The organism is uncultured Traorella sp., from assembly GCF_944327115.1.
Lineage (GTDB): Bacteria > Bacillota_I > Bacilli_A > Erysipelotrichales > Erysipelotrichaceae > Traorella.
Genome location: NZ_CALVGS010000042.1, coordinates 1 through 10,738, shown reverse-complemented (window position 1 = coordinate 10,738; position 10,738 = coordinate 1). Strand labels below are relative to the sequence as shown.

At 35.3% G+C, this 10,738-nt stretch carries 10 protein-coding genes; 6 read left to right on the top strand and 4 right to left on the bottom strand.

What is annotated here, in order from left to right; translation table 11 throughout:
• Nucleotides 1-100 precede the first annotated feature (100 nt).
• The 3 genes from Q0K35_RS11545 to Q0K35_RS04010 form a co-directional block, all read right to left on the bottom strand.
• On the bottom strand, nt 101-172 hold the full coding sequence (locus Q0K35_RS11545; protein WP_365936207.1) for a hypothetical protein: 72 nt from the start codon (nt 170-172) through the stop codon (nt 101-103).
• Nucleotides 156-269 (bottom strand): type II toxin-antitoxin system HicA family toxin, encoded by a 114-nt coding sequence (locus Q0K35_RS11540; protein WP_365936206.1) that lies wholly within the window; start codon nt 267-269, stop codon nt 156-158. Before Q0K35_RS11540 ends, Q0K35_RS11545 begins: the two co-directional genes overlap by 17 nt.
• A gap of 442 nt (nt 270-711) precedes the next feature.
• Nucleotides 712-1,881, bottom strand: a complete 1,170-nt coding sequence (locus tag Q0K35_RS04010) for a Xaa-Pro peptidase family protein (RefSeq protein ID WP_294561388.1) — start codon at nt 1,879-1,881, stop codon at nt 712-714.
• Nucleotides 1,882-2,064: 183 nt separating this feature from the next.
• Between Q0K35_RS04010 and Q0K35_RS04005 the strand changes: the two genes are divergently transcribed.
• The gene (locus Q0K35_RS04005; RefSeq protein ID WP_294561387.1) at nt 2,065-3,984 is read left to right on the top strand and encodes a S9 family peptidase; all 1,920 of its coding nucleotides are present in this window, start codon (nt 2,065-2,067) and stop codon (nt 3,982-3,984) included.
• Between the two features lie 72 nt (nt 3,985-4,056).
• Here Q0K35_RS04005 and Q0K35_RS04000 read toward each other — a convergent pair whose 3' ends face one another.
• Nucleotides 4,057-5,964, bottom strand: coding sequence for a PTS sugar transporter subunit IIA (locus Q0K35_RS04000; RefSeq protein ID WP_294561386.1), 1,908 nt, complete (start codon nt 5,962-5,964; stop codon nt 4,057-4,059).
• A gap of 166 nt (nt 5,965-6,130) precedes the next feature.
• Between Q0K35_RS04000 and Q0K35_RS03995 the strand changes: the two genes are divergently transcribed.
• The 5 genes from Q0K35_RS03995 (at nt 6,131) to Q0K35_RS03975 (ending at nt 10,654) form a co-directional block, all read left to right on the top strand.
• Complete coding sequence (locus Q0K35_RS03995; protein WP_071442303.1) at nt 6,131-6,442, top strand: PTS lactose/cellobiose transporter subunit IIA; 312 nt, start codon at nt 6,131-6,133, stop codon at nt 6,440-6,442.
• Nucleotides 6,436-6,744 carry a PTS sugar transporter subunit IIB gene (locus Q0K35_RS03990; protein ID WP_071442304.1) on the top strand — a complete coding sequence of 103 codons (309 nt, stop codon included), beginning with the start codon at nt 6,436-6,438 and terminating at the stop codon, nt 6,742-6,744. Before Q0K35_RS03995 ends, Q0K35_RS03990 begins: the two co-directional genes overlap by 7 nt.
• 13 nt (nt 6,745-6,757) lie before the next feature.
• A complete protein-coding gene (locus Q0K35_RS03985; protein WP_294561385.1) occupies nt 6,758-8,062 on the top strand; it encodes a PTS transporter subunit EIIC in 1,305 nt (434 codons plus the stop codon).
• A 103-nt stretch (nt 8,063-8,165) separates the two neighbouring features.
• Entirely contained in the window at nt 8,166-9,608 is a 1,443-nt protein-coding gene (locus Q0K35_RS03980; protein ID WP_294561384.1) for a family 1 glycosylhydrolase, read from the top strand.
• Nucleotides 9,608-10,654, top strand: coding sequence for a hypothetical protein (locus tag Q0K35_RS03975; RefSeq protein WP_294561383.1), 1,047 nt, complete (start codon nt 9,608-9,610; stop codon nt 10,652-10,654). Before Q0K35_RS03980 ends, Q0K35_RS03975 begins: the two co-directional genes overlap by 1 nt.
• Nucleotides 10,655-10,738 lie beyond the last annotated feature (84 nt).

Below are 10,738 nucleotides of genomic sequence, written 5' to 3'. Positions count from 1 at the left end.
CAGGGAAAATAACAGAATATCCATTATCTTCTTTATAAAAACAAGCAGGGTAAATAGATAACATAAGTAGAGCCTCCTTTTATTTGATGAAGCAAGTGGGCTATTTAAGGCCTGCTTGCTTCAATATGGAAAGTTCCGTTTTCCTTGTCAAATCCTTAGAATGAAAAGGAATGGTAACTTTTCCTTTTTTTGGATGGATGAATATAATGCCTGTGGGAACCCACTTGGTTTTTAAACACCCAGCCATCAGCAAGGATAATTTTTTCCATATCCTTAGACGTCATTGGCATATGATTTCCTCCTTGCACAGTAATAATAACATACGATACGTATTATGTCAATACGTATAGTTGATAGATGTATTGTTTTTGTATTTCTTTGAAATCGCTAGTAACTTCTTGATTTTGTGTGTACAAAGTATATTGTATGTACGAAGAGGAAGAAGGTAAAGTTCCAGCAGAAAAGAATCTATACAATAAATTTGGAAATTATTATTACAGAAAAACGATATCTTAGAGTTTCCTTTCATCGGTAATAACTAAATAAACGAGTTATGGGCGATTAATGCTTATAGCTCGTTTTTTTTGACTTGGAAATAAGATTTGCTGGTATCAAATAGGAGTATTCATTCAACATTAGACGAGGTATGTTTATATCAAAAGGCTTTGACTAGGAAAGTCAAAGCCTAATACATTCTATTGTATGATTTGTTTATAGATTTTTTGAAAAATCAATTTCAAATAAATCACGTGGGAAATTGGTAAGGAATTCAGCGCCATCTTCCGTAACTAGGATCATATCTTCTACACGCATATAACCTTCATTTTTAAAGAACATCTTTGGCTCTGAACAGAAAATCATTCCCGGCTGTAAAATCAGATCTACATTATTTTTTAACCATGGCATTTCATGAGTTTCTGTTCCTATATGATGACCATTGCCACCCTCTTCTTCCCGTTTAAAACGTAAGTATTGATAATATCCTAATTCTTCCGCTTTATCACAGATATAACCATATAAATCACCAAAACGTGTCACTCCCGGTATGATCTTAGAAACCATATAAACCTGAGCTTCTTGTAAAGCGTGGTAACCATTCTTTACTAATTCTGGAGCTTTTCCATAATACACGGTTCGACCCCAATCGGAGCAATATCCCTGATCCATATATCCAATATCAAATGCAATCATGGTGCCATCAACGAGTTTTCGTTCATTTTCAAAAGGCTCAATTTCTTGCGCATTGGCCGTATTTCTTGTCTTAAAGCCACAAGTAGGAGAGAAAGACAAATCCTGTATTCCGTGCTGTAAACCATAATCGACAATCATCCGTTCAGCTTCAAACATGGTCATTCCGGGTTTTAGATGTTTACATACGTACATTACGGCTTCATCCGTAAATTGTGCCAGCTTTCTCATATGAGCGATTTCATACTCATCTTTGATCCGGCGAATATCTTCAAATAACGTATCCGTATCAACTGTAGTAATCGTTTCATCGATATGAGAAAGGGTTTCTTTGATCCACTGATCACAGTCTTTTCCAATACCAATATTCTTACCATCGATGATATGAGTTAATTCATCTTCAAATTGATCCATATAACTGACAACAACATCATTTAATAAGGTATTCATCGTATCTTTGTGCTTAGGAATCGTCAGAATCGTTGATTTTCCTTCTTTATTTACATAAATCAAAGCTTCTGGCATGATGGAAGCTCCGGAAATAGGAGCAAATGTATTCATGGCATTTCTTTGCCACAAACAATGATGTGATTCTGAAAGATATTGAAAATTAGGCCCTAAAGCATATAAGACACCATCTAATCCACTTTGCCTGATGGCCTCAAGACATTTTTCTCTTCTTTTGCTTAACATTTTACTTTCCTCCTTTTTATGTTTCAATGGTTAATGGAATTATAGTCCTACCTAAGTAAAATGACAATAAGGATTTGAGATTTTTTAAAAATACTTATGATATTAAAATTAAACGATAATTGACATTCAATCAAATGTAAGAGTAAAATAACTAAATAAATAATATAGATAGGAGGATGTCATATGAAACCAATTGAGCTTGATTTAATGTTAAAGTATCGTTATTTATCAGGATTAAATACTTATCAGGATAAGCTGATCTATATCGATACCTTGGCCGATATCGGAAATAATGATTATACACAACGTCTTCATCATTTTGATCCCATAACGAAAGAAGATCATATTTTACTTGAAGATAAAAGAGTGAGATATGCAGTGGTTGATGATGCATTAATGATTTTAAAAGGACAAAGTGAAGGTTTTTATGAAACAAAAGTGTTTTGTTATGATCAAGGACTTACAGAAGAATGTGAGTTACCGCTAATGATTCAGGAAATGCATGGCTATACAGATCAGTATTATTTCGTTACGGCGACAAGTTTTGTGGATTGTCCTGACTATCATCTCATGGATAAAGATGCCAAGAAAGCTTATCATGCACAAAAAGAAAAGAATAAGGATTATCTTGTGCTTGATGAATATCCGTTTTTCTATAATGGGGCCGGATTCATTAATGGAAGTCGTAACAATGGATTCTTAATAGATAAGAAAGATCATTCAATCACCAGAATTACACCATGTACAATGGATGTGGAACAAGTTCTGATAGATGGCGAAAAAATCTTTTTATTGGCGAATGATTATCAGTCAATGAAGAAAATGTGGTCTTCCATTTACCAATATGATATTCATACAAAAGAGTTATCTTGTATTTATAAAAATGAATCATTATTTATTAGTAAAATAGTTATGATCAAAGGAAAATTACATGCTTTGGCTTCTGAGAAAACATGTATTTCAGGTAAGTCTTTTTACGAAGTTAAAGATGGCCAGTTGAAATGTGTATATGAGAGTGAATGGATGTTTTATAATTCGATTGGCAGTGATTGCCGTTATGGCCAGTGTAAAAACAGTTTGACCTTGAATGGTGATTTATACATTTTAAATACTGTTGATGAGCGGTCTGTTTTGAATCGTTTTGATGGAAAAGAATTCACTTATATGACAAATTTTGAAGGTTCTGTTGATGATTTTACCTTTATTGATGATCGCTTGTATATCATTGCTATGAAGGATATGAAACTACAGGAAATCTATCAAGTGAAAAAGGATGAGGTCATTCAGTTAACCAATATCAATGAAGAAGTCCTGAAAGACAGATATATCGCTATGCCAAAGAGAATCTCTTGTTTTAATCTTCATGAAATCCGCGGATGGGTATTAAAACCGATTGATTTTGATCCTGATAAGAAATATCCGATGATCTTGGATATTCATGGTGGGCCTAAGACAGCTTATGGTGAAGTATTTTATCATGAAATGCAGCTATGGGCATCAAAAGGTTATTTTGTGATTTTTTGTAATCCGCATTGTTCTGATGGCAGGGGTGATGAATTTGCAGATTATCTGAAGCATTACGGTGCCACTGACTATGATGATCTGATGATGTTTGTTGATCGTGCGATTGAGGTTTATCCACAGATTGATAAGGATCGATTATGTGTGACGGGTGGTTCTTATGGAGGATATATGACGAATTGGATCATTACGCATACGGATCGATTTAAAGCGGCTGTATCGCAACGTTCTATTTCAAACAGAGTCGCTGATTTTTATTACTCAGATTATTCTTATGATACTACTTATGAAAATGGTATTGATTTGAATGCCGAAGCGATTGAATTGTTCTGGGATCGTTCGCCATTAAAATATGTAGAAAATGCAGTAACGCCAACCTTATTTATTCAATCAACAGAAGATTATCGCTGCCCATTTCCAGAAGCCATTCAATTGTTTTCAGCACTTAAATGGAAAGGTGTTGAAACGAGAATTTGTGGATTTATAGGTGAAAACCATGAATTATCAAGAAGCGGTAAACCAGAGCATCGTTTAAGAAGATTAGAAGAAATTACCAATTGGATGGAAATTCATGTAAAATAAAAATGTTTAAAATGAACCCTGTAATTAGGAAGTGATCCTATATTACAGGGTTTTTATTTATGTAAACAACGTTTATTTATAGATTAAACGTATAAAATCAGCAAAGTTATTACAATCAAGCAGTTCTTCCGTTATCTTTTTATTTGTCATAGCAGTTGTAATAACGTTAAAAATATCTAAAAATAATGATCGATCTTCTGGGCGAAGAGAAATCATGAATATAAAATTCACTTCATTATTTACCCATTTAACTGGCTTCTTATTGATCCAGACAGCAATGGCAGATTGATGGATATGAACATCACTGTTACTTAAAGGGTGAGGAATGGCGATATTGTTATATTCTGTGGGTAATTCTTTTTCATGTCTGTATATATCTTCTTTAAAATCAGAGTTGACATAACCAAGCTTCTCCATTTCATCACATATGTAGCTGATGGCATGATTGCCGGATGAAAAATCTATATTGAAAAACATTAGTTCTTCTTTAAAGAATCGTTTAATTTTTTTCGCAAATTCTTCTTCTTGGAGCTCTTCTTGAATTTCTCTTACAGCATTAGCAACATTTTCAATATCTTTTTTTGTTGGTAAGACATTGATATGAACCTGACGGATGTGAATAGCAGGATTTGTTTCTAAAGTAGTTAGGATCAAATCGGTTGATTCATCAATGTCTTCATATGAAGATACGATATCGGTAAGATGAATATTATTCACATTGGCAGATATCTTATCAAATATGTTTTTACCTAAATCATGATAATCGTAAATAACAATTTCACAATTCACATGTTGAATGTTTTGTCTTTCTGTTTCCATAAGCACACCTAAATGAAGGGCAATATAAGATATTTCATTTTCGGGTAAATCGCAACGTGCTGTTTGTGATATGAGCGAAGATATGTAAACAGCAATCATATAAAGAAACGGATAATCATTTTTTATGCTGATAAAGTTGTTTGAGCTGATTTGCATATTTTCATGAAGGCGAATCAGAAGATTTTTGATATGAAAAGCAAATCTTACGATAAAATCATCGTTATTAAGGTCAATGCCGTAATTGCTATATACGTTATGAATAATCGTTATAAGCAAATCTTTAATTTCTTTACCGACATAATTATCAATTTCATCCAATGTCAGATTTGTCATTTTAGACGAAGTAGCCCGTGTCGACATTAAAACAGAAGCATCGAATATCTGATCCAAGGTAAAGTTAGAATCAGGATATTCCTTTTTCAGATCTTCATATATAGATATGATGATCTTTTGAAAATGAGTATCAAAAGGCAGATCGACAGATCTGGAAACTGATATAGGATTGTTCGTTTGACTTGTTTCAATACAAATGGCAAGATGAAGGACATAGTTTAGGATCGAGTAGTCATCAAGCTTATAATCATTTTTTTCTAAATTATTTAAGATGACCGATCTTATTTTCTGAATATCTGCTTTTTCAAAGAAATTTTGTAGAGAAACGATTGAAAACATCGAATCCTCCAATTCTTTATTTAGTAACGATAAAAGATATTTATGTTTTTTTCTAACTTCACCTACGATAAAAAGCCGTCCGTTTTTAGTATTGATATAGAGATCACTGTTTTTCAATTCTGCTCGTAAACGTGCTAAATCTTTATTAAAGGTAGATTCAGAAATATAGAGATCATTCATAAAATCTTCAATGGTTACATCTTCTTTATTTAAAAGAAGCTTTTCTAGAATATATTTGCTTCTTTTTTCATAGCTGTCAAAGAATGAAGTGTCTGAAATGTCATTAAATATGGTAGAAACCTTTTCTTTGTTGATGATCTCATAGCCCAAATTAGATGATTTTATGATATTTCCGAATTCTTCATTTAATTGCTTTGTATAGTTTATGATGCTTCTTCTGGAGATGCCAAAAACTTCCTGTATGACGCTGCTGCTTACAGGGGCGGTCTGATTGAGAAGGTATTTTAAGATCTCATACTTCTTTTCCATATTAATCGCACCTCTTTTGACATAGTTATTATAGTATATGTTTATTTTTATAGAAATGCATTGATTTGCACACCCTTGTGCAAATGCGTGGAAAGAATATTTATGAGGAAATATGTACAATGTAAGCGTAAAGAAAAGCTAGCTTGGTTAGAAAGGAGGTAATGATTTGGATATCAATCAAATTGCCGCAAATATTATCGCGTATGCAGGGGACGCCCAAAGCTTGGCGATGGAGTGCGTGGGATTAGCCAGAGAATTCAAGTTTAATGAAGCTGCCGAAAAATTGGAAAAAGCAAAAGAGTCGGCCTTAAAAGCACATCGATACCATACGGATCTGATTGCTTTGGGAGCTAGAGATGAGAATCTTAAAATCAATCTTTTAGTAGTACATGCATCAAATCATTTATCAGTAGCGGAAACTTTGATCACCATGGCTGAATTGTTTGTTGAATTAAAAGAGGAGATTAAAAAATGCTAAATGTAGTATTACTTTGTCAATTTGGAGCAAGCACGGGTATGCTTGCAGAAAACATCAGGAAGGCTGCGGATACAAGAAATATTGAAATGGTCATTAATGCGTATTCCATTGCTGATGCGAAAAATGTTGTTGGAAATGCAGATGTAATCTTATTAGGACCGCAGCTGCGTTATCAAAAAGATGTAATCGTAAAATTGTTAGATGATAAAAAGACGCCGATCATTGTCATTGAACCTTTGGACTATGGCATGATGAATGGGGAAAATGTCTTGAATCTGATTTTAAACGAAGTGAAAGCTTGAAAAGGAGGTAAAAATGTCTACAGATGTAAAAAAGAAAGGTTTTCTGGATTCACTAACGGATGGAATATCAAAATGGCTTGTTCCGATCGGAGAAAAATTACAGGCAAATAATGTGATTGCTGCTATTGCTGAAACAATGCAGGCAACGATGCCTTTGATCATTATTGGTTCATTTGCTGTCATGTTTTTATGTATTGATATCGGTCCTTGGCAATCATGGATCAATTCGGTTCCCGGATTAGTGAGTGTTTTGACCAAAATTAATACTTTAACATCAGGAGCATATTCATTATGGGTGGTTTTATTGCTTTCTTATTTCTATGGCAACAGGATCAATTTAAAACAAAATATCGTTACGATTCCTGTGACTGCTGCTGTTTTCTTCATCGTTTCACCATTAACAGATGGAAATATCAGTGCGAATGCGGTGGGAACCTCTAATTTAATCACAGCAATGCTTGTAGGCTGTCTGGTTCCATTAGGAGTTAAATTCCTTATTCAACATAAGGTTCTCATAAGAATGCCAAATAGTGTTCCAAAGTTTGTTGAAGAAGGTTTTGCAATATTAGTTCCTGCAATTATTTTATGTGTGATTGCAGGTGTGATCGATGTAATTTTCAGTGGTACTTCTTATGTCACCTTTGCTGGATTTGTTTATGCTATGTTACAGGCACCACTTACGAATATTGGTTTGTCTTATGGGGGATATGCCATCATCATGTGTATTGCTTCGGCAATCTTATGGCCGGGCTTGCATGCGAATACGATCATGGGTGTTGTTCAGCCATTGACGCTTGCGGCAAGTGCTGCAAACTTAGCTGCTTTGCAGGCAGGGGAAACACTTCCAAATATTATTGAATATGAATTTAATATGATCATGGATCCGGGAGGACAGGCATCCTTATTGATTCCTTGTCTGTTAGGATTGTTCTTCTGTAAATCAAAACAAATCAAACAGGTTTCCAAAGTAGGCTTCGTTCCGGCAATCTTTGGCATCGGTGAACCAATTCTATTTGGTTTTCCTTGTATGTTTAATCCATTGATGATCATTCCGATGGTCTTGTCGACCTTCTGGAATATAACATGCTGGTATGTTGCGATTGCCACAGGTTTGGTTGGAAGATTCAGTGGTTTGGTTCTTCCTTGGACGACACCACCGCTGTTAAATTCAGCTTTAGCAAGTACGACTCCTGTAGCCGCTGTGATCTGCCATATCGTGATGCTTGTTGTTAATGCGCTGATCTGGCTGCCATTCGTTCGGGCATATGACAGACAATTGCTTGAAAAAGAAAACGCAGCTGAAAAGGCTGAAGCATAATAAGAAATTATTGATGAAGGTTTAGAGCTTGTTAAGGGATACCTGCTTATGATTCATAAATATCAGATATCCCTTTGTTATAAAAAAGAAGAGGAGAAGAAAAATGTCAAAATTTCCAAAAGATTTTTTATGGGGCGGTGCTACTGCCGCTAATCAGTTTGAGGGAGCTTATGATGTAGGTGGAAAAGGATTAAGCATTGATGATGTCTTTTCCAATGGTTCTCATACCCAGCCGAGAAGAATAACCAAGGATACAGAAGAAGGCCTGTATTATCCAAATCGAGTTGCAAGTGATTTCTATCATCATTATAAAGAAGATATTGCCCTGATGGCTGAAATGGGTTTTAAAGTATATAGAATGTCGATTGCATGGACAAGAATCTATCCGACAGGTATGGAAAGTGAACCAAATGAAGAAGGTTTGAAATTCTATGATGCGGTATTTGATGAATGTCGCAAGTATGGAATTGAACCACTGGTAACTTTATCTCATTATGAAATCCCGCTTGCAATGACGAATGAATTTAACGGTTTTGCGGATCGTAGAGCTATTGATTGTTTCAAACGTTTTGCTACGACGGTATTTACAAGATATAAGGACAAGGTAAAATATTGGCTGACATTTAATGAAATCAATCTTGCTACTTGGGATAATGGAATTGGCAATTATCTCGTATTAGGTGTCAGAAATGAAGGAACCAAAGATTATGTACATCAGGTCGATGATCCTCAGGTTCGTCTTCAGGGACTTCATAACCAACTTGTTGCCGGAGCATGGGCAGTAAAAATTGGTCATGAGATTAATCCTGAATTTAAGATTGGCAATATGATTGCAATGAATCCTGCCTATCCGTATTCATGTAATCCGGAGGATGTTTTTAAAGCAGAAAGAAACTGGCAGTCAGATACTTATTATTGCGGAGATGTTCAGGTGCGTGGAGAATATCCGTTCTTTGCCGAAAAATATTGGCAGGATCGCGGAGTGACGCTTGATATTACAGAAGAAGACAGACAGATCTTAAAAGAGGGTACGGTTGATTTCTTTTCATTATCCTATTATCAGACATTAGTATTAACCTCAGATGATTCCGTACAGAAATCTGAAAGTATGTTAGGCGGTGTAAAAAATCCATACCTGAAAAGCAATGACTGGGGCTGGGCCATTGATCCTACCGGCTTGCGTTATTTATTAAACGTATTGTATGGAAGATATAATATCCCGATTATGGTCGTTGAAAATGGTATTGGTGCTTATGATAAGCTTGAAGAAGATGGTACGGTGCATGATCCATACCGAATCGCCTATCTTCGTGAACATATCAAAGCCATGAGCGATGCAATTGAAGATGGTGTTGATTTGATCGGTTATACGATGTGGGGCTGTATTGATCTGACATCAGCAGGAACGGGTGAAATGAAGAAAAGATATGGCTTTGTTTATGTTGATTCAGATGATTATGGAAATGGTTCGTTTGATCGTTTCAGAAAGGATAGCTTTTATTGGTATCAGAAGGTAATCAAAACGAATGGGGATGATCTTTCCTAATGGCAAATAAGATCGTATTTAAAAGTAATGCCACATACCCGCCTTATACAGAATTTACATCCTTTAAAGAGGATTATCTAAAGATGGAACCGGATGTCTTTCATAATGAACGTGACGGATATTGTTCCTTATCGTTAAATCCTGTATTCTGCCAGTTTTTTGTAGATGATCAGCCTTACTTTTATTATCGCCATTTAGATCCGGACAAAAATAGATTCGTGGGTATTTCTAAATTGGGAGATGGACCCTTGGATTATCAAAAAGGGGGTTATACTTATCAGTTGGCTGCTCCGTGCAAGAACGATGCGATCGTTCCTTATCATAAGATAGCAGATGATCCACCGGCTTATGGATGTAGTTCCTTGGATGGTAAGATGGAGATTGTATATTATACCGATCATGCGTTTGTTAAGGAATCGGATATATTACAGTTGAATTTTGAATATTATCCTATGGCAGTTATCGATCATTTTAATGCATGGCCCAATGCATGTGTGATTTATCAGGCGGCAAAATTTACAGGAGCATTTGAAGGAAAACCTATTCATGGTGTTGGCCGATGCTCTCATTCTTATACGATTCAAAAGGAAAAAAATGTTGGTTTTTCTATGGAATATGGCAGCGTCAATATGAATAATGAATTGATCGGTATCCGGGAAGATGGCCGTATGGAAGAAGCTGTCATTGATATCATTGCTGATGGAAAGGTATGGGCCTATTATCATCTGGAAGGTGAAGAGCCGGTGTATGCTGATGAAGTTGAGGTTGAAGCAGACTTTTATCGCATCCCATATCTAAATGATTCTACTTGTATCTATAAAGAAATCGTGTTCCGTTTTGCCGGAAAAGAAATTCATATGACAGGCAAGTGGGGAACAAAAGGCTTTCTGGGTTATCCACGCTTTGAAAAAGTTGGACAGGCAGAAGTCGTCGGCCCTTGGTATGAAGGTCCATTACCATATCAGCATAGGGAGTATATGTCATTTAATGAGGTTCAGGATTGTTATGAAAAGCAATTAAAGGAATTGGGTTTTAATGTCTATTAATTTAAATGATGATATGAAGATCATCCTCTATTTAGAATAGAAGGGAGCAATTATGTTAGGTAATTTTGAATATTTTAATCCAAC

Coding starts and splice junctions, on each gene's coding strand:
- Q0K35_RS11540 (WP_365936206.1), bottom strand. CDS start 269: ATGGAAAAAATTATCCTTGCTGATGGCTGGGTGTTTAAAAACCAAGTG.
- Q0K35_RS04010 (WP_294561388.1), bottom strand. CDS start 1,881: ATGTTAAGCAAAAGAAGAGAAAAATGTCTTGAGGCCATCAGGCAAAGT.
- Q0K35_RS03985 (WP_294561385.1), top strand. CDS start 6,758: ATGTCTACAGATGTAAAAAAGAAAGGTTTTCTGGATTCACTAACGGAT.
- Q0K35_RS04000 (WP_294561386.1), bottom strand. CDS start 5,964: ATGGAAAAGAAGTATGAGATCTTAAAATACCTTCTCAATCAGACCGCC.
- Q0K35_RS03975 (WP_294561383.1), top strand. CDS start 9,608: ATGGCAAATAAGATCGTATTTAAAAGTAATGCCACATACCCGCCTTAT.
- Q0K35_RS04005 (WP_294561387.1), top strand. CDS start 2,065: ATGAAACCAATTGAGCTTGATTTAATGTTAAAGTATCGTTATTTATCA.
- Q0K35_RS03980 (WP_294561384.1), top strand. CDS start 8,166: ATGTCAAAATTTCCAAAAGATTTTTTATGGGGCGGTGCTACTGCCGCT.
- Q0K35_RS03990 (WP_071442304.1), top strand. CDS start 6,436: ATGCTAAATGTAGTATTACTTTGTCAATTTGGAGCAAGCACGGGTATG.